The 23,915-nt window shown below is 75.6% G+C and carries 18 protein-coding genes, 1 tRNA gene and 2 pseudogenes; 16 read left to right on the top strand and 5 right to left on the bottom strand.

Going from position 1 to position 23,915, the window contains the following annotated elements; translation table 11 throughout:
- Positions 1 to 239 precede the first annotated feature (239 nt).
- Positions 240 to 719: pseudogene (locus ABFY03_RS31205) on the top strand (tyrosine-type recombinase/integrase); the annotation flags it as partial.
- Positions 720 to 816: 97 nt separating this feature from the next.
- Here the strand turns inward: ABFY03_RS31205 and ABFY03_RS31200 are convergent.
- Positions 817 to 890 (bottom strand) — tRNA-Pro (locus ABFY03_RS31200).
- A 104-nt stretch (positions 891 to 994) separates the two neighbouring features.
- Between ABFY03_RS31200 and ABFY03_RS31195 the strand changes: the two genes are divergently transcribed.
- A complete protein-coding gene (locus ABFY03_RS31195) occupies positions 995 to 1,501 on the top strand; it encodes a DUF309 domain-containing protein (RefSeq protein ID WP_346171382.1) in 507 nt (168 codons plus the stop codon).
- Between the two features lie 189 nt (positions 1,502 to 1,690).
- Here the strand turns inward: ABFY03_RS31195 and ABFY03_RS31190 are convergent, their stop codons facing one another.
- Both ABFY03_RS31190 and ABFY03_RS31185 read right to left on the bottom strand, forming a co-directional pair.
- Positions 1,691 to 2,059 carry a DUF488 domain-containing protein gene (locus tag ABFY03_RS31190; RefSeq protein ID WP_346171381.1) on the bottom strand — a complete coding sequence of 123 codons (369 nt, stop codon included), beginning with the start codon at positions 2,057 to 2,059 and terminating at the stop codon, positions 1,691 to 1,693.
- A gap of 29 nt (positions 2,060 to 2,088) precedes the next feature.
- A complete protein-coding gene (locus ABFY03_RS31185; protein ID WP_319008227.1) occupies positions 2,089 to 2,688 on the bottom strand; it encodes a TetR/AcrR family transcriptional regulator in 600 nt (199 codons plus the stop codon).
- 189 nt (positions 2,689 to 2,877) lie between these two features.
- On the opposite strand from ABFY03_RS31185, the gene ABFY03_RS31180 reads away from it, so the two are divergent.
- The 7 genes from ABFY03_RS31180 to ABFY03_RS31150 all read left to right on the top strand — a co-directional run bounded on the left by ABFY03_RS31180 (position 2,878) and on the right by ABFY03_RS31150 (position 13,830).
- Positions 2,878 to 3,735, top strand: coding sequence for a phosphatase PAP2 family protein (locus ABFY03_RS31180; RefSeq protein ID WP_346171380.1), 858 nt, complete (start codon positions 2,878 to 2,880; stop codon positions 3,733 to 3,735).
- The gene (locus tag ABFY03_RS31175; RefSeq protein ID WP_319008225.1) at positions 3,732 to 4,772 is read left to right on the top strand and encodes a DMT family transporter; all 1,041 of its coding nucleotides are present in this window, start codon (positions 3,732 to 3,734) and stop codon (positions 4,770 to 4,772) included. Before ABFY03_RS31180 ends, ABFY03_RS31175 begins: the two co-directional genes overlap by 4 nt.
- An 88-nt stretch (positions 4,773 to 4,860) precedes the next feature.
- Entirely contained in the window at positions 4,861 to 5,877 is a 1,017-nt protein-coding gene (locus ABFY03_RS31170) for an SPFH domain-containing protein (RefSeq protein WP_346171379.1), read from the top strand.
- Positions 5,874 to 6,785: a diacylglycerol kinase catalytic domain-containing protein gene (locus ABFY03_RS31165; protein ID WP_346171378.1), complete on the top strand. Its 912-nt coding sequence runs from the start codon at positions 5,874 to 5,876 to the stop codon at positions 6,783 to 6,785. The genes ABFY03_RS31170 and ABFY03_RS31165 overlap by 4 nt, the downstream gene beginning before the upstream one ends.
- A 643-nt stretch (positions 6,786 to 7,428) precedes the next feature.
- Positions 7,429 to 8,295 carry a GNAT family N-acetyltransferase gene (locus ABFY03_RS31160; protein ID WP_346171377.1) on the top strand — a complete coding sequence of 289 codons (867 nt, stop codon included), beginning with the start codon at positions 7,429 to 7,431 and terminating at the stop codon, positions 8,293 to 8,295.
- 630 nt (positions 8,296 to 8,925) lie between these two features.
- Positions 8,926 to 10,620: a S8 family serine peptidase gene (locus ABFY03_RS31155; protein WP_319008240.1), complete on the top strand. Its 1,695-nt coding sequence runs from the start codon at positions 8,926 to 8,928 to the stop codon at positions 10,618 to 10,620.
- A gap of 222 nt (positions 10,621 to 10,842) precedes the next feature.
- Positions 10,843 to 13,830, top strand: coding sequence for a helix-turn-helix transcriptional regulator (locus ABFY03_RS31150; RefSeq protein WP_346171376.1), 2,988 nt, complete (start codon positions 10,843 to 10,845; stop codon positions 13,828 to 13,830).
- Between the two features lie 22 nt (positions 13,831 to 13,852).
- Here the strand turns inward: ABFY03_RS31150 and ABFY03_RS31145 are convergent, their stop codons facing one another.
- Positions 13,853 to 14,518 (bottom strand): maltokinase N-terminal cap-like domain-containing protein, encoded by a 666-nt coding sequence (locus ABFY03_RS31145; protein WP_346171375.1) that lies wholly within the window; start codon positions 14,516 to 14,518, stop codon positions 13,853 to 13,855.
- Positions 14,519 to 14,660: 142 nt separating this feature from the next.
- Here ABFY03_RS31145 and ABFY03_RS31140 point away from each other — a divergent pair, with 142 nt between their 5' ends.
- Together ABFY03_RS31140 and ABFY03_RS31135 are read left to right on the top strand one after the other, a co-directional pair.
- Positions 14,661 to 15,983, top strand: a complete 1,323-nt coding sequence (locus tag ABFY03_RS31140; protein ID WP_346171374.1) for a hypothetical protein — start codon at positions 14,661 to 14,663, stop codon at positions 15,981 to 15,983.
- Positions 15,984 to 16,034: 51 nt separating this feature from the next.
- Positions 16,035 to 16,517: a hypothetical protein gene (locus ABFY03_RS31135; protein ID WP_319008218.1), complete on the top strand. Its 483-nt coding sequence runs from the start codon at positions 16,035 to 16,037 to the stop codon at positions 16,515 to 16,517.
- Here ABFY03_RS31135 and ABFY03_RS31130 read toward each other — a convergent pair.
- Entirely contained in the window at positions 16,448 to 17,851 is a 1,404-nt protein-coding gene (locus ABFY03_RS31130) for a cytochrome P450 (protein ID WP_346171373.1), read from the bottom strand. The two genes, ABFY03_RS31135 and ABFY03_RS31130, sit on opposite strands and share 70 nt — an antisense overlap.
- Before the next feature lie 203 nt (positions 17,852 to 18,054).
- Between ABFY03_RS31130 and ABFY03_RS31125 the strand changes: the two genes are divergently transcribed.
- From ABFY03_RS31125 to ABFY03_RS31105, 5 genes and pseudogenes are all read left to right on the top strand, one after another.
- Complete coding sequence (locus ABFY03_RS31125; RefSeq protein WP_319008216.1) at positions 18,055 to 18,663, top strand: TetR/AcrR family transcriptional regulator; 609 nt, start codon at positions 18,055 to 18,057, stop codon at positions 18,661 to 18,663.
- Positions 18,664 to 18,748: 85 nt separating this feature from the next.
- Positions 18,749 to 20,425, top strand: a complete 1,677-nt coding sequence (locus tag ABFY03_RS31120) for an acyl-CoA dehydrogenase family protein (RefSeq protein ID WP_346171372.1) — start codon at positions 18,749 to 18,751, stop codon at positions 20,423 to 20,425.
- 264 nt (positions 20,426 to 20,689) lie between these two features.
- A pseudogene (locus tag ABFY03_RS31115) lies at positions 20,690 to 21,223 on the top strand (RNA polymerase sigma factor); the annotation flags it as partial.
- Between the two features lie 406 nt (positions 21,224 to 21,629).
- Complete coding sequence (locus tag ABFY03_RS31110) at positions 21,630 to 21,953, top strand: hypothetical protein (RefSeq protein WP_319008214.1); 324 nt, start codon at positions 21,630 to 21,632, stop codon at positions 21,951 to 21,953.
- Between the two features lie 292 nt (positions 21,954 to 22,245).
- A complete protein-coding gene (locus ABFY03_RS31105; protein ID WP_346171371.1) occupies positions 22,246 to 23,889 on the top strand; it encodes an ABC-F family ATP-binding cassette domain-containing protein in 1,644 nt (547 codons plus the stop codon).
- Positions 23,890 to 23,915 lie beyond the last annotated feature (26 nt).

Below are 23,915 nucleotides of genomic sequence, written 5' to 3'. Positions count from 1 at the left end.
ACTTGATTGTCCCACCCTTGGCGGTGATCTTCCCCGCGCTTGTTGTGTAGGTACAGGTTCTCCACATTCAGGCACAGCACATCGTCGGCGCGGGCGTCAGCTCGTAGAGCATCTTCCCTGCGTCTTTTCCGCAGGCGTCCCCTGAGCAAGCCGGATACTCGCAGACGACACTTCGCCATAGCACCGCATGGCCATGCGAGCTTGAACAGAAAGACTTGACAGGGAACACGACCAACTGAATCTGGACCGTCCGGCGCCAGACGACTCCCGCCCCCGGCGGTCTCGTCGACAAAGGCACCACGGGCAAGCGGGCACGACAGGTACCGATCATCGAGGAGATCCGCCCGCTCGTCGCCCAACGCGTCCTGGCAGCAGGCCCCGATCCCGATGCCCGCGTGTTCACCGGCCCCCGCGGAGGCCGCGCCTCCACCGCGGTCCTGCGCGACGCGACCCACTGGGACGACGTCGTCACGAAACTCGGCTACGAGCATCTGCGTCGGCGCGGCCTCCGGCACAGCGGACTCACCTGGTTCGCCGACGCCGGCGTCCAGGTGCACGTCCTGCGCAAGATCGCCGGGCACGGCTCGCTGACCACCACGCAGCTGTATCTGCATCCCGATGTGCACAAGATCACCGCCGCCGGTGCCGCCCTCTCGGCACACCTCACGGCGCTCCGTGCGCCCCGGTCCCTGCCGAGCCCCATCGTGGTCGTTCGCTGACGGTCAAGTCGGGTTGGTCCCCGACTGGTCCCCAAGAACGATCAAGGGGCCGTTTCAGATTGCTCTGAAACGGCCCCTGACCTGCGACTCTTTCGAGTCGGGACGACAGGATTTGAACCTGCGACCCCTTGACCCCCAGTCAAGTGCGCTACCAAGCTGCGCCACGTCCCGGTGCTCGTTCGCCGCGGGGATTCCCGCGTCGGCGTGCAGGAGAACATTACCTCACTCCGCGGCGGGAGATCGCACGCCGGTGGGTGGGGGCGGAGAATGGCGGGATGAGCGGGGAAGCGAGACGGGCGGGGCGGGATCGGGACGCGGAGGGGCGGGCGCGGAGCGCTCGGCCTCGGGACGGGCTCGGGCGGCCGTTGCCGTACGGGGTCGCGGGGGTGGCGCGGCAGCCCGAGGGGGTGGTGCGCGGGGCGGCGGAGACGGTGCGGGAGGCGCAGCGGCTGCTGGACGCGGGGATGCCGTTCCATGCGCACGAGGTGTTCGAGGACGCGTGGAAGTCGGGGCCCGAGGGTGAGCGGGAGCTGTGGCAGGGACTGGCGCAGCTGGCCGTGGGGCTGACGCACGCCGCCCGGGGGAACGCGACGGGCGGGGCGCGGCTGCTGCGGCGGGGGGCCGGGCGGATCGCGGGGTACGCGGACGGGGGCGGCGAGGCGTACGGGGTGGACGTGGCCGGGCTGGTGGCGTGGGCCGGGGAGCTGGCGGGGCGGGTGGAGCGGGCGGGCGGCGGCGTTCCCGACGCCGCCCGGGAGGCGCCCCGGCTGGCCCGTCCCTAGCTGGGCCGTCTCTTCCGGATCATGCCGGGCTCGCGGCGTCTGGCACGCACGCTCGCCGCGTTGTCGTCGGTCGCCGACTCCCCCAGCTACCGCCGGGAGGTGCCCCCACCGCGTCGACTCCCTCCTCCGCCTTGCGAGCGCACGCACCGGACGCCGCTCCGTGATCCGGCCTGATCCGGAAGAGACGACCTAGCCGGTCAGTTCCGCCTCCAGGACCGTGGTGTGGCTGGTCTCCGGGTGCTTGGCGGCCGTCAGGAGGGTGAGCGTCTGCGTCCGGGCGAGGGTGCGGAGGCGGGCCAGGGAGGCGGCGGCGTCGGGGGCCGCGAGTTCGGCCTCGTAGCGGCGGCGGAACTCGTCGAAGTCGCCTTCTCCGGGGCCGTGGTACCAGCGGCGGAGCTCGGTGGAGGGGGTGAGGGCCTTCGGCCACTCGTCGATGCGGGCGTCGGCCTTGGCGAGGCCGCGCGGCCAGAGGCGGTCGACCAGGACCCTGACCCCGTCGTCGGGGGACGGGGCGTCGTAGACGCGGCGGACGCGGACGTCGGGGGCGGTGGCGGGCATGGTCCCAGGGTGCGGGAGCCCGGGGCCCGTCACCCGCCGACGCGCAGGACGGGCAGCAGGACGGCGTCGACGAACGCGCGGGCGGCGGAGTCGGGGAAGCGGTCCTCCAGGAGCCGCTCGATGCGGAGCAGGCCCATGAAGCTGGGGGCGACGAAGGCGGTGGCCGGATTGTCGGCGGCGACCTCGCCGCGCTCGACGGCGCGCTGCACGACGGCGTCGATGGCGGCGACCTCGGGGGCGATGACGGTCTCGCGCAGGGCGCTTCGCAGGTCGGGGTGCTGGAGGTACGCCTGGGCGACGGCCTCCATCAGTTCGGTGTCGCGCTCGTGGCGGGCGGAGGCGATGCGGGCCGCCTCGTGGAGGTCGCCGGCGAGGCTTCCGGTGTCGATGCCGGTGAAGAGCGCGCAGCGGCGGGCGGCGAGGGCCGCGGTGACGAGCTGCGGTTTGGCACCCCACTGCCGGTAGAGGGTGGCCTTGCCGCACTTGGTGCGGGCCGCGACGCCCTCCATGGTCACCGCGTCGTAGCCGCCTTCGCGCAGGAGGCAGAGCACGGCCTCGTAGAGCTCCGCCTCGCGCTCCGGCGTGATCTTGCTGCGGCGGGCGGCGGCGGTGGCGGCCTGTGTGGACATCGGTCCCTCCCGGATCCCTCCGGGGCTCTGCGCGCGGGGCGAGAGCACCCTTTTCTGCCACATACGAGGGTAGGGGGCGCACATTCGAGACGCAAACGTATCGAGACGCTTGCGTCTCGATGAATTCGGATCTAGGGTTTCCTCCGTTTGTTGCATTTTTGACCGATTGTCGAGGGGAAGTGCCGCGCCATGGCGACCCGGATACGCGGGGGACTCGGGCTCCGTCCCGGCTCCCGGGAGGGGAGCGGACGGCCGCCGCTCCTGCGCGAGCTGCTGCTCGTCACCGGGCTCTTCCTCGTCTACAAGCTCGGGCGGCTGGCCGCGAACGGGCATGAGGCCCGGGCCTTCCGCAACGCCGACCGCGTGTGGGACGCCGAGCGGGCCCTGCACCTCCCCGGCGAGGGCGCGATCCAGCAGCTCCTGCTGCACGGCGAGCCGCTGATCCGGGCCGCGAACACCTACTACGCGGCCGTGCACTTCCCGGCCACGATCGCCTTCCTCGCCTGGCTGTTCTGGCGCCGGCCCGCGCACTACCTGTGGGCGCGGCGCGTCCTGGCGCTGGTCACCGGCGCCGCCCTGGCCCTGCACATCCTGGTGCCGCTCGCACCGCCGCGGATGCTCGCCGCCACCGGCCTGGTGGACACCGCGCGGGTCTACGGCCCGTCCGTGTACGGCGCCGCTCCCGAGGCGGACTCGATGGCGAACCAGTTCGCCGCGATGCCGTCGCTGCACTTCGGCTGGGCGCTGATGCTCGCGATCGGCCTGATCGCCGCGGCCCGCACCCCCCTGCGCTGGGCGTGGCTGCTGCACCCGGCGCTGACGCTGCTCGTGATCGTCGGCACGGCCAACCACTACTGGCTGGACGCGGTCGTCGCCGCCGGGCTGCTGGGGCTCGCGCTGCTCGTCGTACCGAAGCCGGCCCGTCCGGCACCCCCGAGCGCCGCGCCGCCCGCCGACACCCTGCCCTCGGACGCGGCCGCCGAGCCCGGCGCCGTCCCGCGCGCGCGGTCCGCCGCCGGGGCCGTACCGGCCGGGGTGCCGCGATGAGCACCGCCGCCGGCACCGCGCTCGCGGTGCTCCTCTCCCTCGTCTCCGCCGCCGGGTACGCGCTCGCCGCCGTCGCCCAGGCCCGCCTCGCCGCCGCCCCCTCCGCGCCCTCGGGGCGCGGGGCGCTGCGGGCACTGCTGGCGCGCGGGCAGTGGTGGTGGGCCGTCGGGCTCAACGCCGCCGGCGCCCTCGCCCACGTGGCCGCCCTCCACTACGGCCCCCTGACGCTGGTGCAGCCGCTCGGCGCGCTGACCCTGGTGGCGGCGCTGCCGCTGGGCGCGTACACCGCCCGGCGGCGGGTGACCCGCACCGAGTGGCGGGGCGCGCTGTGGACCCTGGCGGGTCTGGTCGGGCTCGTCGCGGTCACCGGGCCGGCCGAGCCCGGCGAGGCGCTGAGCCTGCGCGAGGCCCTGGTGGTCGCGGCCGCGACGGCGCTGCTGATCGCCGCGCTCGCCGGAGCCGGGCGCCGGGGAGCGGGCGTACGGGGGCACGGGCTCGGGCACGCCACCGCGTCCGGGGTCGCCTCCGGCGTCGCGTCGGCGCTCACCCAGACCCTCACCGCCGCGCTGGCGGTGGGCCTGCCCGGCGGGCAGCCGTCCTGGTGGCAGACCGCGCTGCTCGCCGTGCTGATCTCGGCCTTCGCCATGGGCGGGCTGCTGCTCTCGCAGACCGCGTACCGGGGCGGGCTCGCCGCCCCGCTGGCGGTGGTGAACCTCTCGAACCCGGCCGCGGCCGCCGTCATCGGCGTGGCGCTGCTCGGCGAGACGTTCCGCGCGGGCGCGTGGGGGTGGCTGGTCGCCGCCGGGGCGGCGCTGGTCGCGGCCCGGGGCGTCGTCCTGCTGACCACGGGCGGGCCCGCGGCACCGGCCGCGGCCGTGCCGACCGCCGCCGGGGCGGCACCCGCGACGGCCGCGGACGCCGCGCGGCCGGTTCAGGTGCCGGCTCCGTCCGGGCCCGCCGAGCCGACGGTCACGAGTCTGGCCGAGACGCTGGGCGGGGCGCTCGGACCCGTTCCGGAGGCGGAGCCCGCCCGCTGATCCCCACCTCCCGAGACCCCCTTTGCGTCACCTTGACGAGAATCGATATCCGGCTCTATCGTCGCCATGACGACAAGGGGGTTCTCTCATGGCCGACATCACCCGGCGGGCCGGCTGGCGCCACCTCCGCTCCGCGCCCACCGCCCACATCCGCCACCAGAAGCGCGGCCGGCTCGCCCACGACGGCGCCGGGCTCAGCTTCTGGTTCCGGCCGCTCAGCGCGGCGCTCTCCGAGGTCCCGGTGGACGACCGGGAGCTCGCGATGGCCTTCCACGCGCGCACCGCGGACTTCCAGGACGTGAGCGTGCAGTCCACCGTCACGTACCGGATCGGGGACCCCGCGACCGCCGCCGCCCGGCTCGACTTCTCCATCGACCCCGACACCGGCGTCTGGCGCGGGACCCCGCTGGAGCAGATCGCGACCCTGCTCACCGAGACCGCGCAGCAGCACGCCCTCGACGTGCTCGCCCGGACCTCGCTGGCGCAGGCGCTGGTGGACGGCGTGGCAGCGGTACGGGACCGGATCACGGACGGGCTGGCCGCCGAGCCGCGGCTCCCGGCCACGGGCATCGAGGTGGTCGCCGTCCGCGTGGTCGCGATCCGCCCCGAGCCCGAGGTCGAGCGGGCCCTGCGCACCCCCGCCCGCGAGCAGATCCAGCAGGAGGCCGACCGGGCCACCTACGAGCGGCGCGCGGTCGCCGTCGAGCGGGAGCGGACGATCGCGGAGAACGAGCTGGCCAGCAAGATCGAGCTGGCCCGGCAGGAGGAGCGGCTCGTCGAGCAGCGCGGCACCAACGCGCGCCGGGAGGCGGAGGAGTCCGCCGCCGCCGACGCGGTACGGGCCGAGGCCGAGGCCGTACGGAAGGTGCGGCTCGCGCAGGCCGAGGCGGCGGCGGCGCGCGAGGTCGGCGAGGCCCGGGCGGCCGCGCAGACGGCCTGGCTCCAGGCGCACGCCGCCGCCGATCCGGCCGTCCTGCACGCCCTCGCCCTCACCCGGGCCGCCGAGCAGCTGCCCAGGATCCAGCACCTCACCCTCACCCCCGACGTCCTCACCGGCCTCCTCGCGAAGCTGGGCGACGGCGGCAGCGGCGGGGCGGGCGCGTGAGCCTCGCCCCGCGGGCGGTCCTCGTGCACCGCAGGACGGAGTACGAGGAGCTGCTCGCCCGGCACGGGACGCACGGCCAGGCCGCGTTCTTCCTGGCCGCGCGGGGCCGCTCCGCCGACGAGGTGCGGGAGCGGCACGAGCGCACCCGGCGGGCGCTCGCGGACGTGGCCGGCGCGGTCCCGCTGACCTGGCGGCAGACCCGGGTCGAACGCGCCGACCTCGACCGCTTCCTCTTCGGCCCCGAGGACGTGGTCGTGGTCGTCGGCCAGGACGGGCTGGTCGCCAACACCGCCAAGTACCTGGCCGGTCAGCCCGTCGTCGGCATCGACGCCGACCCGGGGCGCAACACGGGCGTGCTGGTACGGCACCGCCCCTCGGACGCGCGGCGGCTGCTGCGGTACGCGGCGGGGCCCGGTGTCGCGACCGACGAGCTCACCATGGTGGCGGCGGCCACCGACGACGGCCAGCGGCTGCTCGCGCTCAACGAGATCTACGTGGGTCCGCCGGGCCACCAGACCGCCCGCTACACCCTCGGCACGGACACCGGCGACGCCCCGGACGGCGCGGGGGCCGAGGCGCAGGCGTCCTCGGGGGTGCTGGCCGGGACCGGCACCGGGGCCACCGGCTGGCTGCGGTCGCTCTGGCAGCAGCGCTCCAGCGCACTCGCCCTGCCGGGGCCGGCGGAGCCGCGCCTCGCCTGGTTCGTCCGCGAGGCGTGGCCGTCGCCGACGACCGGGACGAGCCGGGTCGAGGGCGTCCTCGGTCCGGCGCAGGGCCTCCGCCTCACGGTCGAGTCCGACCGTCTGGTCGCCTTCGGGGACGGCGTCGAGTCCGACGCGCTCGATCTGACCTGGGGCCAGACCGTCCGCCTCACCGTCGCGGACACCCGCCTCCGGCTGGTGGGCTGAAGCCGCCCCCGCCCCGCCACGCCCCCGGCCACACGCCCGACCCGGCGCCCCCGCCCCGCCACGCCCCCGGCCAGACGCCCGCCCCGGCGCACGCGCACAGCGCACGCGCGCGGCGCACACGCCCGGCCCGCGCACCCGGCTCCGGACTCGGTCCCGGACAGCCGGCCCGGGGGCGCTCGGGCTCGGGCGCACGGTCCCGGGCGGCCGGTCCCGGGAGGCCCGCCCGGGGGCGCTCGGGCTCGGCCGCCCGGACCGGGGCCGCCGACCGTCGCACCCGGCCCACGCGCTCGGCCCGGCCAGCCCGGCCCCTCACACCCCGCCTGACGTCCGGCCCCGGCGCTCGCCCCGCGCCCGCGGGCCCCTGGCCCAGGCGCTCCGCCCGGGGCCGCCGGCTCGGGCCGCCCGGCCCGAAGCGCCCCGCTCAGGGCGGCCGGAATCGTTCGGCGGGGGCGGGTGGGCGGGGCGGAAAGCGCTACGGTGGGGCGCTTTGACCGATTCGGTGGGCGGTGGCCGGCTCGCCGTACGGCCGCCGGCGCGTACGGACCCCGGCCGGCCGGCGGGTACGGACCCGGCCCGGCCGGCCGTACGGTCCGGCGCGCGGCGACGGCCGCCACCCCTCCCCCGCCTCCCCGAAGGAACGCCCGTGACCACGTTCTCCCCCGGTTCGCTCGTCGTCGCCCGCGCCACCCGTGCCGAGTGGGAACTCGTCCGGGCCTGGGCCGCCGAGGAGGGGTGGAACCCCGGCCGGGCCGACGGCGACGCCTTCTTCGCGCAGGATCCGGACGGTTTCTTCCTCGGGCGGATCGACGGCGAACCGGCCTCCGCCGTCTCCGTGGTGACCTACGGCGACGCCTACGCCTTCCTCGGCTTCTACCTCGTCCGGCCCGAACTGCGCGGACAGGGCCTCGGCCTGGCCACCTGGCGGGCCGGGCTCGCGCACGCCGGGACGCGGACGGTGGGGCTCGACGGCGTGCCGGCCCAGCAGGACAACTACCGGCGCTCCGGGTTCGTCCTCTCCCACCGCACCGCCCGCTATGCCGGAGAAGTCCCGCCCGCCGAGCGCCCGGTGACCGGGATCGTCCCGGCCGAAACGGTCGACGCGGCACAACTCGCCGCGTACGACGCGGCCTGCCACCACGCCGAACGGCCCCGCTTCCTCGCCGCCTGGCTGTCGACCCCGGGGCACCGCGCCCTGGCCCGGGTGGTCGACGGCCGGGTGACCGGGTACGGCGTCGTCCGGCCCTCACAGGACGAGGCGCGCGTGGGTCCGCTGTTCGCGGACGGACCGGCCGACGCCGCCGCGCTGCTCGACGCGCTCGCCGGGGCGGCCCGGGAGTTCGGCGCGCGGTCGATCGCCGTCGACATGCCCGAGACCAACCCGGCGGCGGCGCGGCTCGCGGAGGAGCGCGGCCTCACGCCCACGTTCGAGACGGCCCGGATGTACACCGGCCCGGTGCGACCGGTCGCGGTGGACCGCGTGTTCGGCGTCACGACCCTCGAACTCGGCTGAGGGTCACCCCTTCCTGACGCCTCTCCGCCCCGGCCCCCGTTCCGACCCCGTTCCAAACCCCGCGCGCCCCTCGGGCGTCCGCAGGCGCCCCGACGTGCCCGTGAGCGGGTCGGATCCGGCCGCTTCCGCCGCGCGGACCGGCCGCGCGCCTCCTGCCGCGCACCCCGCGCGCGCCCTCCCCGGCCCCGTCCGCCTCACCCGCGGGGGGACCCCCTCCCCGCCGGTGAGGGGTGACAAGGGTTTTCCCCGTATCGCGTTCACCTCCCCGTTCCCTACTGTCCTCCGCACCGGCGGATAACATCCCCCACATCGCATCTGACAGGTGCATGCGGGGAGACCACCGCCGGGGACGGCCTTGACCCGGGCCGTCGGCGCCGGTGGCGGCGCACGGGCCCCCCAGCCCAGGGACCACGGACGCGACCCCACTTCGCCCCGCGACTCCCGCGCCGCCGCCACTGCTCCGCACCTACGTCGTACTTGAAAGGGCCAACCACTTTGAACGGTTCCAGGCGGAGAGTCATATCCGTGGTCGCCACCGCCGCGATCATCGGTGCCGCTGCCACCACCACCGGGGCGTTCGCCGCCGCCCCGGCCGCACCCACCCCGAAGCCGGCCCCGGCTTCGCAGGCGATGCGGGCGCTCCCGAGCGCCCCGGTCGAGAAGGTCATCGTCACCTACAAGAGCCAGGCCGCCGAGGCCGGTTCCAACGCGGCGGCGAAGACCGACGCCGCCGAGAAGGCCGCCAAGACGGGCGAGGACCTCGCCTTCGAGCGCCGGCTCGCCGGCGGCGCCGCCCTGGTCGACCTGGGTGACGCGGCGACCTCGCAGGACGTGAACGAGGTCATGGCCGCCTTCCGCGCCGACCCGTCCGTCGCCACCGTCGAGCCGGACATCCGCGCCTACGCGATGGCCGTCACGCCGAACGACACCGACTACGCCAAGCAGTGGGACCTCTTCGAGGCCACCGGTGGCATGAACGTTCCCTCGGCCTGGGACAAGACGACCGGCTCCGGCGTCACCGTCGCCGTCATCGACACCGGCTACGCGGCCCACTCGGACCTCGCGTCCAACGTGGTCTCCGGCTACGACTTCATCTCCACCTCCGCCGACGCCCGGGACGGCAACGGCCGTGACGCCGACGCCAAGGACGAGGGCGACTGGAACGCCACCGACGGCGAGTGCGGCACCGGCTCCAAGGCGTCGAGCTCCTCCTGGCACGGCACCCACGTGGCCGGCACCATCGGCGCCGTCACGAACAACACCAAGGGCATCGCGGGCATCGCGTACAACGCGAAGATCCAGCCCGTGCGGGTGCTCGGCAAGTGCGGCGGCTCGTCCTCCGACATCGCCGACGCCATCACCTGGGCCTCCGGCGGCACCGTCCCGGGCGTCCCGGCCAACCCGACGCCGGCCAAGGTCATCAACCTGAGCCTCGGCGGCGCCAGCTCCTCCTGCCCGAGCGTCTACCAGACCGCGATCAACGGCGCCGTCTCGCGCGGTACCACCGTCGTCGTCGCCGCGGGCAACAGCAACGCCAACACCTCCGGCTTCACGCCCGCGAACTGCTCGAACGTCATCACCGTGGCGTCGACCAACCGCGCCGGCTCCCGGTCGTACTACTCCAACTACGGCACCCTCGTGGACGTGTCCGCCCCCGGCGGCGAGACCCGCAACGCCACGGACACGCCCGGCACCGTCACCACTCCCGAGAACGCGATCTACTCCACGCTGAACTCGGGCACGACGACCCAGTCGACCGAGAACTACAAGCCCTACCAGGGCACCTCCATGGCCGCGCCGCACATCGCCGGCCTCGCCGCCCTCCTGAAGTCGGCCAAGAGCACGCTCACCCCGGCCGAGATCGAGTCGGCGATCAAGACCAACGCCCGCCCGCTGCCCGGCACCTGCTCCGGCGGCTGCGGCACCGGCATCGCCGACGCGGCCAAGACCGTGGACGCGGTCACCGGCACCACCCAGCCCGGCACCGTCTTCACCAACACGAACGACGTGACGATCTCCGACAACACCACCGTGTCGTCCTCGATCGCCGTCACCGGCCGCACCGGCAACGCCCCCGCCGCCCTGAAGGTCGGCGTGGACATCAAGCACACCTGGCGCGGGGACCTGGTCATCGACCTGGTCGCCCCCGACGGCACGGTGCGCAACCTGAAGGCGTCCTCCTCCTCGGACAGCGCCGACAACGTCCTCACGACGTACACGGTCGACGCCTCCAGCGAGGTCGCCAACGGCACCTGGAAGCTCCAGGTCCGCGATGTGGCCTCGGGTGACACCGGCTACATCGACTCCTGGTCGCTCACCTTCTGAGCCACCGCTCCACCGAGCCAACATCACCCCCCACACCAGCATCATCGCTGGTCAGCGACACCCCCGTGGTCTACACCACGGGGGTGTCGCCGGGTTCGGAAGCCCGTCCCGCGCGGCACTCGGTGTCCGTATGCCGGACAAGGGACCTGGACGGGGCCGGTGGGCTCCGTATCCTCTGCGCAGGGCTCATGGGCGGGGCCCACGGGCGGAGGTGACGACCAGGTGACGACGGTTCCGCACGGCTCCCTGCCCGCACGCTCCCCCGGCTCGGCCGGACCGGCGGCCCCGGTGGGCCGCGAGGAGCTGCTCACCCGCCTCGAATCCGTCCTGCACGCCCGCGGCCGCGCCCTGCTCACGGGGCCCGCCGGCGTCGGCAAGACCGAGGTCGCGCTGGCCGCCGCCGCCCGGGCCGAGGCCCGCGGCGAGACCGTGCTGTGGCTCGCCGCCCTCCCCGCCGACCGGGCCATACCCGGCGCCGCCGCGGCCGCGCTGGTGGCCTCGGTGGCCGCCACCGTCGCCTGGCCCGGACAGCGCACCGAACCGGCCACCGCCGGGGAGGAGCACCCGCCCGGCCCCGTCGGCACCGTCCTCGACGCGCCGGGCGCCCTGCCCGCCGGCGTCTCCGCCTCCGGCGTCTTCGACGACCTGCCCGGACCGCAGCGCACCGCCGTCGCCATGCTCTGCCGCGAGGCGCCCCTCCAGGAGGGCGGCTGGGACCCCATCGCCCTGCGCCTGGGCATCGCCCGCATCCTGCGCGCGCTGACCTCCCGGGGGCCGGTGCTGCTCGTCGTCGACGGCGCCGAGTTCCTCGACCCCGACAGCACCGACCTGCTCCGCTTCGCGCTCCACCTCGCCCCGCCGTCGCTGCGCGTGATCGCGGTCGAGACCCCGGAGCCGTACGGGGACACCCACCGGGCCTACGGGCGGGAGCCCGGCAGCGGCGCCGCCGGCCGGCCGCACGCCGGGCACTCCGCGCACCTGTGGGTGCCGTCCGAGGCCGACCTGCTGCTCGTCCCGCCGCTCCAGGCCGACGAGATCGCCGAACTCCTCATCCACCACCGGCTGCCGTCCCGGATGGCCGGCCGCATCCACCGCGCCAGCGGCGGCAACCCGCGGCTCGCGCTCGCCGTCGGCCGCTCCCTCGCCGACGCCCGCACCCCCGTGCACCACGCCGAGGCGCTCACCCTCTCCGGCCGGGCCCGGGACCTCGCCCGCCAGCTCCTGGGCGCCGCTCCCCCGCCGGTCCGGGCCACCCTGCTGCTCGCCGCGCTCGCGCTGCGCCCCTCGGCGACGCTGGTCCGACGGGCCGGACGGCCCGAGGCGGAGGCCGACCTCGCCGCGGCCGAACGCGCCGGCCTGGTCTCGCTGGCCGAGGACGGCTCGCTCGTCTTCACCGCCGGACTGCTGCCGTCCACCCTGGTCCACGACGCCAGCTGGACGGAGCGCAGCGCCGGCCACGCGGCGCTCGCGGAGGTCGTGGACGACCCCGTCGAGGCGGTGCGCCACCGGGCACTCGCCACCGACCGGCCGGACGAGGAGCTGGCCGCCGAGGTCGCGGCCGCGGCGGAGGCCGCCCGGCGGCGCGGCAACAACGCGCTCGCCGCCGAACTGGCCCTGCTGGCCGCCGAGTCGACGCCCGGCCGGGACGGCGTGCGGCGGATCGCCCGGCTGGTGGACGCGGCCGAGGAGGCGGCCCGGGCCGCCCGGGCCGACCTGGCGATGCGGGCCGCGACGGACCTGCTGGCCCGGGACGCGTCCCCCGCCGACCGGGTGCGGGCGCGCCTCGCGGTCCTGGACACCGCCGGCCAGGGCCTGACCGACCTCGACGACATGTACGTGCACGCCATGGAGGACTCGGAGGGCGAGACCGCGCTCCGGGCCGCCGTGCAGCTGCGGCTGGCCGTCAAGTACGTGCTGGCGGACGGCGATCCGGAGCGGTCCCGGACCGCGGCGATGGAGTCGGCGGCGCTGGCCTCGTCGGTGGGCGACCCGCGGACGGCCGCGCAGGCGCTGACCGTGCAGGCCCGGATGGAGCGGGCCCTGGGGTCGGCCGAGGCCGAACCGGTGCTCGCCCGGGCGCGGGAGCTGGAGCTCGCCGAGCGGCCGCTCGGCATCCGCAACGCCGCCCAGATTCTGACGATCCGTCACGCCCTGTTCGACGACCGGCTGACGGACGCGCGGGACGAGCTGAACGCGCTGCTGCCGCTGGTGCAGCGGCGCGGTTCGGTCGAGGACGCGATCGAGCTGTTCCGTACGCTCGCGGAGATCGAGTCGCGGATCGGCGCCTGCGCGGCGGCGCTGGCGCACGCGGGCCAGTCCCTGGCGCTCACCCTGGAGGCGGGCCTGTCGCCCGGCCCCGCCTGGTACGCGCTGGCGCTCGCCGAGACCGCGGGCGGCAGCCTGGGGCGGGCCGCGAGCTACGCGCGGCGGAGCGTCCAGGCGTCGGAGGAGGAGGGCGACCGGGTCTTCCTCTCACGCAGCCAGTACGCGCTGGGCCGGGTGCAGCTGATCAACGGCGACGTGGCGGCGGCCCTGGAGACGCTGCGACGGGTGCAGGCCGACGAGCGGGCGCAGTCGACGGTGGACCCGTCGATGCTGCGCTGGCACGAGGAGCTGGCGGAGGCGCTGCTGGCGCACGACGCGGTCGAGGAGGCGCTGGCGCTCCTCGCGGAGGTGCGGCCGGTGGCCGAACGGCTGGGCCGTTCCACGGTGTTGCTGGGGTGCGACCGGGCGCAGGCGCTGTGCCTGGCGGCGGAGGGGCGGACGGACGAGGCGGCGGAGCTGCTGACCCGGACGGCCTGCCGGTTCGCGGAGGCGGGCCTGCCGCTGGAGCAGGGCCGGGCGCTGATGGCGCTGGCCCGGGTGGAGCGGAAGCGGCGGCGGCGGTCGGCGGCGCAGGCGGCGCTGCACGGGGCGGCCACGGTCTTCGAGCGGGCCGGGGCGGCGCCGTGGCTGGCGCTGGCCACGGAGGCGCCGGCGGGCGAGCTGCCCGGGGCCCCGCCGGGCGGCGACGAGGCGCCGACGGCGCTGGCGTCGCTGACGGAGGCCGAGCTGCGGCTGGCCCGGCTGGTGGGTCAGGGCGCCTCGAACCAGGAGGCGGCGGCGAAGCTGTTCCTGAGCGTGAAGACGGTGGAGGCGCGGCTGACCCGCATCTACCAGAAGCTGGACGTGCGCTCCCGCGCCCAGCTGGCGACGGCGCTCCGCCCCTGAGGACGGAGCGCGCGCCCCGTCGTCAGGCCTGACGTACCGTCATGTACACGCCCCGCGCGGGGGTTTCCGGAGCGCCGGCCGGGCTCCACTCGGCGGTGACCCGGCCGAGGGCGGCCGCGTCGTCCGCCGTCGGCCGCAGGACGCGGTGGAACCGGAGCGTGAGCGGCGCGTCGGTGCCGGGCACCCGGAGCCGTACGTCGGTGTGGTCGGCGCCGTCGACGGCCTCCGCGGGCTCCACGGCCGCCTCGGTCCGGGCGGCGGCGTCCAGGACGGCGGCGACGGTCGGGTCGGCGGCGTCGCTGATCGACTGGTGCTGCGGGACGGCCCGCCCGGCGAGGAGGGCGTACGACTCGGCGACGAGGACCGGGTCGTGGGCGCCGTCGTAGATCCAGCGGGTGCCGAGCACCCCGTGCTCGGAGGTGCCGATCAGGGCGTGCTCGGCGCCGTCGAGGGGCTTGCCCCGGTACGTCATCGGCACGAGGTAGGCGACCGCGTCCGGGCCCTCGCCGTCGGTGACGGCCATGAACTCGACGCCCACCTCGCCCTCGGGGTCGTCGAGCCGGAACCCGCCGGCCTTCACCGGCCGCGGGGCCTCCGGTCCCGCCGCGTACCAGGTCCGGGTGGGCAGCCAGTCGGCGAGGAGCTCCAGCTTGGTCGGCCGCATCGTGGTGTCGTGAACGGTGGCCATGGGCAGATCGTTTCCTCTCCTCGGGACCAGGGGGCCGCCAACGTAACAGAACGGTAACCGGACCCCGTTGTTCCGTCGCGGCGACCCCGTGTGATGATCCCGGGGACGTGGATCCGGACGCGATCCACGGGGGAGAATGAACATGGGATTCACGGACGCCAACGGCGTCGACCTGTCCGGTGTCACCGGCAGGCTGATCCAGACGGTCGACCTGGTGCAGGGGCCCGCCCCGCAGGCGATAGCCACCGACACGGTCAACGGGCACGTCTTCGTGCTCCAGTTGGAGTCCTCGGCGACCGCGCCGGGCGACTCCGGCAACATGTACCTGAACCGGATCCACCGCACGACGGGCGCGGTCACCGGTTCCATGCGGCTGAAGGGCTTCGGCCACGGTCTGTCGATGGGCTGCCAGCCGGTCGGCGCCGACAGCTACCTGTGGACCGAGTGCGGTCCGCTGCACATCACGAGCAGCGGGGTCGCGTTCGGCAAGTCCGTCACGCGCTTCAAGTTCACCGACGGCGGGGTGCTGGACGCCACGGCGATCCCGCAGGCGCAGAAGTTCACCCCGCCGGGCTCGACGGCCGGCACCGGCCCGTCCTTCGACCCCACCACGGGCCTGCTGACCGTCATGTACCACAAGGACGGGAAGCGGCACTTCACCCGGTACGACGCGAATCTCGCCGCCACGGGCACCTGGACGCCGGTGGGAACGACCTTCGTCATGCCGGCGGGCGAGGACGTCACGCCGTCCGTGCCCTCGCCGTACCCGCTGGAGAAGACCCTGACCTCGCAGGGCTACCAGACGCTGGGCGGCGTGCTGTACGCGTACCACTGGGCGCCGTACGACGCGAAGACCTACCCGGACACAGTGCCGAGCGCCTTCCCCGGCGTCGCCTTCATGACCTCGTACGACTGGGAGGGCGGGCAGCGGCTCGACCGCCAGGTCGTCACCGGGGCGGACGGCCTGGAGCGGCGGGAGCCGGAGGGCGTCGCCGTCGAGGTCGACCCGGCCACGCAGGAGACCCGGCTGCTCTTCGGCTTCAGCAACACCGTGCCCGGCACGACCGGTTCGCGGGACGTCACCATCTGCTGGTACCCGACGAAGCCCGCCGTCGACGGCGTCAAGGTGCTGTCGGACTGGGTGGACCTCACGCTCGCCTCCGGCGTCACCGCCGGCGCCGAGCGCCCGCGCGGCCGGCTCGTCGCCCTCGCCGGCACCACCTACCTCCAGCTGCGCGGCACCCTGACGTGCTCGCTCACCGCGGACAGCAGGATCGCGACCCTGCCGCACCGCATCCGCCCGACCCGGCTGGCCCGGCAGAACGTGCCGCGGAACAACAACACCGGGCGGTGCGTCTGCCGCATCGAGGCCAACATCCGCGGCGAGCTGTGGGCGTACGGCGCCTACAGCGACAACGCGATCACGTGGATCGACCTGGACGGCGTCTCGGTCGCCTGGCGCTGACCGCCCGTCCTTCCCCCTTCACCCCACACTTCTTCTCCGGAGAGTCTCCTCATGACCCAGCAGTCGTCCGCGCCGTCGGCCAGCCGCCGTTCCCTGCTCGCCGCCGCGCTCGCCGCCCCCGTCGCCGCCGTCGGCGTCCCGCTCGCCACGGCCACTCCGGCCGCCGCCGTGGACCCGGTCGACGGCTGCCAGACCGTCGTCGACTGGACCGCGATCACCCCGGCGGCCGGGGTCACCCCCGACGCCGCCGCTCCGCTCCAGGCCCGGGTGATCCGCCTCGCCGGCACCGAGTTCCTCCAGTTCCGCGGCACCGTCACCTGCAACTTCACCGCGGACGCCACTCTCGGCACGCTGCCGGCCACGATCGTCCCGCCGAAGCTGACCCGCGGCGTGGTGGCCCGCAACAACAGCCAGGGCATCAACGCGGTCCGCGTGGAGGCCAACACGGCCGGCGTGGTCAAGGTCTACGGCCCGCAGGCGTCCAACCCGGTCACCTGGATCCAGGTCGACAACTTCTCCTCCGTGCTGCGCTGACCGACGCCCGTGAGGACCGCCGGCGTGGGGCCGTCCGGGCGGACGGTGAGCCCGTAGGCGGTCCTCTCGGGCACGGAGCGGAAGCGGGGGACGAAGCGGGGCAGCAGGAGTTCGAGGAGGGCGACGGACTCGCGGAGCGCGAACTGGAGGCCCAGGCAGGCGCGCGGGCCCATGCCGAACGGGAGGTACGCGGCCGGGTGCGCCGGGCGGCGGCCGGGGGTGGCGAAGCGGCCGGGGTCGAAGCGCTCCGGGTCCGGCCAGAGCCCGGGATCGCGGTGGACCAGGTAGGGGCTCACGACCAGGTCGGTGCCGGCGGGCAGCGCGTGGCCCGCGAGGGTGTCGGCCTCGGCGGCGTGGCGGGGCAGGATCCAGGCCGAGGGGTAGAGGCGGAGCGTCTCGTGGACGAGGGCCTGGACGGCCTGACGCCGTTCCGGTGAGCCGTCGGGTCCGGCGGCGAGGGCCTGGTCGCGGGCCTCAGGGTGCCGGTCGAGGAGCAGATACAGCGAGGTCAGGGTGGTGGCGGTGGTCTCGTGCCCGGCCACCAGGAGCGTGACGAGTTCATCGCGGATCAGCCGGTCGGTGTACTCGGGGCGGCTCTCGGACGCCTCCACGAGGACGTGCAGCAGGCCGGGTCCGTCGGGCCCCGCACCCCCGTCCCGGGCGGCCCGGACGGCCCGCTCGGCGACGGCGTCGACCCGGGCGACGTCGGCGGCCACGGCGGCCTGGGCGGCGAACCGGTCCTCGGGCAGGCTCGGCAGCGCGGCCACCACCGTGGCGACGGCGGCCAGTTCGGCCTCGGTGGCCGGGTCGAGCGGGTGGCCGGTCAGGGAGCGCCAGATGGTGTCGAGGGCGAAGCGGCGCGTCTCCTCGCCGATGTCGACGACGTCCCCGGCGCGGGCGTACGCCTCCCAGCGGACGGCGGTCACCCGGGCGGCGGCAGCGATCCGTTCCTCGTACCTGCGCATGCCTCGGCCCGTGAACTGCGCCTGGAGCAGGCGGCGTTGGCGCTGCCAGGCGTCGCCGGACGCGGACAGGACGCCGTCGCCGACGAGGACGCGGGCACGGTGGGAGCGCTTGACGTACCGGTCGGGGTGGCGGGCGAGGACGTGCCGCACGGCGTCGGGGTCGGTGACGAGCACGGTGGGCGCGACCCGGGGCGCGGGGCGGAACGCGCCGACCCCGCCCAGCCGTTCGCGCACGAGGGCGAGGAGGTCGATCAGTCCGGCACCTTCGGCCTGCCGGCGGGCGACCAGCTCCGGGTCGAGTTCGGGGACGGGCCGGCCCGCCGGTGCGGAGGTGTCACGGGCGCCGGGGTGGGGTGCGGGGAGGGCCACGGGGGTGCTCCCGTTCGGCGTCCGCACGCCCTCGCGTGCGGGTGGCGCGGTCCCCTCGACTGTAGGGGCGCGGAGACGCCGGACGACAGCGCGCCTCCGGCCGTGACGCCGGGCCGTGGCGCGAAGTGGGCGGTGGCGGGGATCGGCCGGCGGGTCGTGGCGCGACCGTGGCGGGAAACTCTGAATGGTGGTTCACTTCTTTCATGGCCTACCGCAAGACCCCCGCCGAGGTCCGCCGCCTCGAAGCCGCCCGGGAGCACCTGGTGGCCCGCGCCACCGCGGTCGTCGCCGAGGTGGGCTGGGCCCAGGCGTCCGTGACGGCGGTCGCCGACGCGGCCGGGATCGCGGCCGGCTCCGTCTACCAGCACTTCCCGTCCAAGGCGGCGCTCGCCGTCGAGGTCTTCCGGCGTGCCGCCGGACGCGAGGTGGAGGTGCTCGGCGAGGTGCTGGCCGTCCCCGGCGACCCGGTCGAACGGCTGAGCCGCGGCATCGAGGTCTTCGCGCGCCGGGCCCTGGAGAACCGCGGACTCGCCTACGCCCTGCTCGCCGCCCCGGCCGAGCCGGCCGTCGGCGCCGAGCGGCTCGACTACCGGCGCCGCTACCGCGCGCTCTTCGCCGCCGTGGTCCGCGAGGGCATCGCCGACGGGGTGCTGCCCGAACAGAACGGCGAGATCACCGCCGCGGCGCTCACCGGCGCGATCGGCGAGGTCCTGGTCGACCCGCTCGGCGCCCCCGGCGCGACCACCACCGACGCCCTCCTCGCGGAGCTCACCGCGATGGCCCTGCGCTGTGCGGGCGCCCCCGTGCCGTAGCGGCCCGCCGCCGTACGCCGGCGCACGCGGCCGGCGCCGTACCCCCGTACCGATCCCGCCCGACCCGCCCCTGGGAGCCGCCACCGTGACCACCGTCCCCGGCACCGACGCCGCCGCCACGCCCCGCAGCAATCCCACCGCCGTGACCCACGCCGTCACCAACCAGACCCCGCCGCTGACCGGCCACGACGCCGCCGCCGACCCGGTGCTGCTCGAAGGCGTCGAGCGCGAGGGCGCCGGCTGGCACCTGGCGGACCTGCACCGCTTCGGCCGGGTCGTCGCCGGCGAGGAGGCCCAGCACTGGGCGGACCAGGCCAACCGGCACGAGCCCGAACTGCGCACCCACGACCGGTACGGCAACCGGATCGACGAGGTCGAGTTCCACCCCGCCTACCACCGGCTGATGGACCTGTCGGTGAGCGAGGGCATCGCCGGCGCCGCCTGGGCCGACGAACGGCCCGGTGCCCACGTGGCCCGCGCGGGCGGCTTCATGCTCGCCGGCATGCTGGAACCGGGTCACCTGTGCCCGGTCTCGATGACGTACGCCGTGGTCCCGGCGCTGCGCCACTCCCCCGACCTCGCCAAGACGTACGAGCCGCTGCTCACCAGCCGCACGTACGACCCCGGCCTCCGCATCCCGACGGGCAAGCGCGGGCTGCTCGCCGGGATGGGCATGACGGAGAAGCAGGGCGGCAGCGACGTCCGCGCCAACACCACCACCGCCACCGAACTCCCGGACGGAACCTGGCGGTTGCGCGGCCACAAGTGGTTCACCAGCGCGCCGATGAACGACCTCTTCCTCGTCCTCGCGCAGGCGCCCGGCGGCCTGTCCTGCTTCCTCGTGCCGCGCGTCCTGCCCGACGGCGGCCGCAACACCTTCCGCATCCAGCGGCTCAAGGACAAGCTCGGCAACCGCTCCAACGCCAGCAGCGAGCCGGAGTTCGACGACACGGTCGCCTGGCTGGTCGGCACCGAGGGCAAGGGCGTGCGGACCATCATCGACATGGTGACGATGACCCGCCTGGACTGTGTGCTCGGCTCCGCCGCCGGCATCCGCGGCGCGCTCGCCCAGGCGGCCCACCACGCCCGCCACCGCTCGGCGTTCGGCGCCCGCCTCGTCGACCAGCCGCTGATGCGGAACGTCCTCGCCGACCTGGCCCTGGAGTCGGAGGCCGCCACCACCCTCGGCCTGCGGCTGGCCGGCGCCGCCGACCGCGCCCGGCTCGGCGACGCACGCGAGCGCGCCTTCCTGCGGCTGGCCACGGCCGTCGGCAAGTACTGGGTCTGCAAGCGGCAGCCGGCCGCGGTCGCCGAGGCCCTGGAGTGCCTGGGCGGCAACGGCTACGACGAGGCATCGGGCATGCCCCGCCTCTACCGCGAGGCCCCGCTCAACAGCATCTGGGAGGGCTCCGGCAACGTCACCGCGCTCGACCTGCTGCGCGCCCTCGCCCGCGAGCCGGAGGCCCTGGAGGCGTTCCGCACGGAGATCGAGGCGGCGTCCGGTGCCGACCGGCGGCTCGACGCCGCCTGGACGGAGCTCCGGGGCGAGCTGCGGCTCACCGAGGACGCGCCGCTGCGCGCCCGCCGGGTCGCCGAGCGGGCCGCGCTCGTCCTCCAGGGCTCGCTGCTCGTCCGGCACGCGCCGGCGGCGGTGGCCGACGCGTTCTGCGCGTCCCGCCTCTCCGGCGACCGGGGCCTCGCCTTCGGGACACTGCCGCCGTCGACGGACTTCGCGGGCCTGCTGGCGCGCCTGCCGGTCTGACCCGCCGGCGCTCCCGGGCGGGCTCCGCCCCCGCCGCGCGAGATCTCCGCGGCGGGGGTGAATCCTTTTCGGGGTCCGCCGTCTCCTATCCCCGTACCGGCCGCACGGGCCGGGCAACGGAAGGAGACACCATGCTCGTCACCACCCTCGTCGTCGTCGGAGCGGTCCTCGTCGGCGCGTGCAGCTGGCACCTGCTGCGGCGGTACCGGAGCCGGGCCTGACCGGCCCCGCCCGGAGTCCGCGGAACACCACGAGGATGAGCACATGAACCGACCCTTCTCCTGGCCCGACGAGCGGCTGGTCAAGGCGGCGCAGGACGGCGACGTCGCCTCGCTGACCACCGTCGTCCTGGAATCCCAGCCGCACGTGCGGAAGTTCGCGCTGTCCCTGTGCGCCTCGCCGCAGGACGCGGAGGACGCGGCACAGGAGGCGCTGATCATCCTGTACCGGAAGATCGGCACCCTCCGGGCGACGGGGGCGCTCGCCTCGTGGATGTTCCGCATCGTGCGCAACGAATGCCTCCGGCAGGTCCGCCGGCTCGCCCGGCGGGGCGAGGAGCCGGAGGCCGGGCCCGAGGCGGCCGCGGAGCCGTCCGCCGAGGAGGCGGTGCTGCACCGCCTGGAGGCCCGGCGGATCGCCGCCGCCGTCGGCGCCCTCCCCCGTGACCAGCGGCAGGTCCTGATCATGCGGGACGTGCAGGGCCTGCCGGGCCGGACCGTCGCCCACGCGCTCGGCCTGAGCAACGCGGCGATGAAGTCCCGCCTGCACCGGGCCCGCGCCGCCCTGCGGCTCGCCCTGACGACGCCCGAGTCGGGGCCCGAAACGACGCCGGGGGCCGCGCCCGGGGCCGCGCCCGGAACGACGCCCGGAGCCACGCCCGGAGACACGCTCGGAACGAGGCCCGGAGCAACGTCCGGGACAGCGCCCGGAGCCACACCCGGAACGACGCCCGAAGCAACGCCCAGAACAGCGCCCGGAGCCACGCCCGGGGCGGCGCCCGGAACGACGCCTGGGGCAGAGCCCTGGGCAGAGCCCGAAACCACGCCCGAGGCAGAGCCCGGGACGACGCCCCAGGCGGGTCCCGAAACCACGCCCGAGCAGCACCCGAGGCAGCGACCGTGACCACGCCCGAGGCGGCGCCCGGCGCCGTGGCCTGCCCCGCTCTCGACCTCGATCCTCGTCCCGACGAAGGAGACCCGCGACCGTGCACACCCCACCCACCCTCGACCGCCCCGTGAAGCCCGCCCAGGGCCCGGACTACGCCAGCTCGTCCGTCCCGCGCCATCTGGCGCGCGGGGCCGTCGGCTTCGGGCTGATCGCCGGCTCGATCGCCCTGCTCCCGGTGACCGGCCCGGTCAGCCTGCTGGCCGCCCCGCTCGCCCTGATCGCCTTCCGCGGCTGCCCCACCTGCTGGGCCGTCGGCCTCGCGCAGACCATCTCCCGCGGCCGGCTGGAACGCCAGTGCGTCGACGGCGTCTGCACCCTCACCAAGGCGCACCCGCACCCGGCCGACACACCCCGGGCCTGACCCGGGCCGACGCCCCGCCCGTGCCGGACCCGAGCCCGTGCTCGGCCGGCGCGGGCGGATAATTCCCAGCGCTCCACCGGGACCGGCTGTTACGCTGGCAAGGACCTTGACCCCTGACGAGGAGCGGCAGACATGGCGGGTGACGACGACATCTCCGGGTGAGACCCGGAGCTGACGGCCACCGGACGCGCCGAGGAGCGCACACCGGAGTGGCCCGTCCCGTCGTACCCCTTTGCCCTTCGTCTGCCCGGGGCGGAGCCCTGTCCGCTCCCCTCCCTCCGAGGTCTTCTCCATGTCTTCTCCGTCCCACGCCACCGTCGTCTGCTCGGACCTGTCCTTCTCCTGGCCCGACGACGCCCCCGTCTTCCACGAGCTGTCCTTCAGCCTGACCGGCGGCCGTACGGGTCTGGTCGCGCCCAACGGCGCCGGGAAGAGCACCCTGCTCAAGCTGATCGCCGGCGAGCTGCGGCCCACCGGCGGCTCGGTCTCCGTCGGCGGCACCCTCGGCTATCTGCCGCAGACCCTCCCCCTGACCGGCGACCTCACCGTCGCCGACGTGCTCGGCGTCGCCGCCGTGATCCGCGCGCTGGACGCCGTCGAGTCCGGTGACGTGAGCGAGGAGCACTTCGCCACCATCGGCGACGACTGGGACATCGAGGAGCGCACCCGCGCCCAGCTCGACCGGCTCGGTCTCGGCGGGCTCGCCCTCGACCGCACCCTCGGCACCCTCAGCGGCGGCCAGGTCGTCTCCCTGGGCCTCGCCGCCCAACTGCTCAGGCGGCCCGAGGTGCTGCTGCTCGACGAACCGACCAACAACCTCGACGGCGACGCCCGGCACACCCTCTACGACGCGCTGTCCGACTTCGACGGCCTTCTCCTGGTCGTCGCCCACGACCGGGCGCTGCTCGACCGGATGGACGGGATCGCCGAGCTCGGCCCCTCCCGACTGCGCTTCCACGGCGGGAACTTCACCGCGTACGAGGAGGCGGTGCGGGCCGAGCAGGAGGTCGCCGAGAAGAACGTGCGCAACGCGGAACAGGACCTCAAGCGCGAGAAGCGGGAGCTCCAGCAGGCCCGCGAGCGCGCCGACCGGCGGGCGAGCAACGCCGCCCGCAACCTCAAGAACGCCGGCCTGCCGCGCATCTTCGCCGGGAACATGAAGCGGGGCGCCCAGGAGTCCGCCGGCCGGGCCGGGCAGACCCACGCCTCCCGCGTCGGCGAGGCCCAGGCCCGGCTCGACGAGGCCGGACGCGCCCTCCGGGACGAGCAGCGGCTCGTCCTCGACCTGCCCGACACCCAGGTCCCCGCCGGACGCGACCTCTTCCTCGGCGAGGGGATGCGGGTCCGGCACGACGGCCGGGACGTCTTCGCCGGGGACGGGATCGACCTGTCCGTGCGCGGCCCCGAGCGGATCGCGCTGACCGGCCCCAACGGCTCGGGCAAGACCACCCTGATGCGCCTCGTCACGGGCGAACTCGCCCCGGACGGCGGGCGGATCAAGCGCGGCGACGGCCGCGTCGCCTATCTGTCGCAGCGCCTCGACCTGCTGGACCCGGACCGCACGGTGGCGGAGAACTTCGCCGCCTTCGCGCCCGAACGACCCGACGCGGAGCGGATGAACCTGCTGGCGCGCTTCCTCTTCCGGGGCGCGCGGGCGCACCTGCCCGTCGGCGTCCTCTCCGGCGGCGAACGCCTGCGGGCCACCCTCGCGTGCGTGCTGTGCGCCGAACCCGCTCCGCAGCTGCTGCTGCTCGACGAGCCGACCAACAACCTCGACCTCGTGAGCGTGGGTCAGCTGGAGAGCGCGCTCGAGTCCTATCGGGGCGCCTTCCTCGTGGTCAGCCACGACGAACGGTTCCTCGCCGGCATCGGCGTGAACCGCTGGCTCCGCCTGGAGGACGGCACGCTCCGGACCACCGGAGCCCCCGGGGCGTGACCGCCCAGGGGCCTCCGGCCGCCGGG

This window comes from Streptomyces roseofulvus, from assembly GCF_039534915.1.
GTDB lineage: Bacteria > Actinomycetota > Actinomycetes > Streptomycetales > Streptomycetaceae > Streptomyces > Streptomyces roseofulvus.
Note: the sequence above shows the minus strand (reverse complement) of the source record. Positions and strands in the feature narration are given on the sequence as shown.

Coding starts and splice junctions, on each gene's coding strand:
- ABFY03_RS31195 (WP_346171382.1), top strand. CDS start 995: ATGAGCGGGGAAGCGAGACGGGCGGGGCGGGATCGGGACGCGGAGGGG.
- ABFY03_RS31190 (WP_346171381.1), bottom strand. CDS start 2,059: ATGCCCGCCACCGCCCCCGACGTCCGCGTCCGCCGCGTCTACGACGCC.
- ABFY03_RS31185 (WP_319008227.1), bottom strand. CDS start 2,688: ATGTCCACACAGGCCGCCACCGCCGCCGCCCGCCGCAGCAAGATCACG.
- ABFY03_RS31180 (WP_346171380.1), top strand. CDS start 2,878: ATGGCGACCCGGATACGCGGGGGACTCGGGCTCCGTCCCGGCTCCCGG.
- ABFY03_RS31175 (WP_319008225.1), top strand. CDS start 3,732: ATGAGCACCGCCGCCGGCACCGCGCTCGCGGTGCTCCTCTCCCTCGTC.
- ABFY03_RS31170 (WP_346171379.1), top strand. CDS start 4,861: ATGGCCGACATCACCCGGCGGGCCGGCTGGCGCCACCTCCGCTCCGCG.
- ABFY03_RS31155 (WP_319008240.1), top strand. CDS start 8,926: ATGCGGGCGCTCCCGAGCGCCCCGGTCGAGAAGGTCATCGTCACCTAC.
- ABFY03_RS31145 (WP_346171375.1), bottom strand. CDS start 14,518: ATGGCCACCGTTCACGACACCACGATGCGGCCGACCAAGCTGGAGCTC.
- ABFY03_RS31140 (WP_346171374.1), top strand. CDS start 14,661: ATGGGATTCACGGACGCCAACGGCGTCGACCTGTCCGGTGTCACCGGC.
- ABFY03_RS31135 (WP_319008218.1), top strand. CDS start 16,035: ATGACCCAGCAGTCGTCCGCGCCGTCGGCCAGCCGCCGTTCCCTGCTC.
- ABFY03_RS31125 (WP_319008216.1), top strand. CDS start 18,055: ATGGCCTACCGCAAGACCCCCGCCGAGGTCCGCCGCCTCGAAGCCGCC.
- ABFY03_RS31105 (WP_346171371.1), top strand. CDS start 22,246: ATGTCTTCTCCGTCCCACGCCACCGTCGTCTGCTCGGACCTGTCCTTC.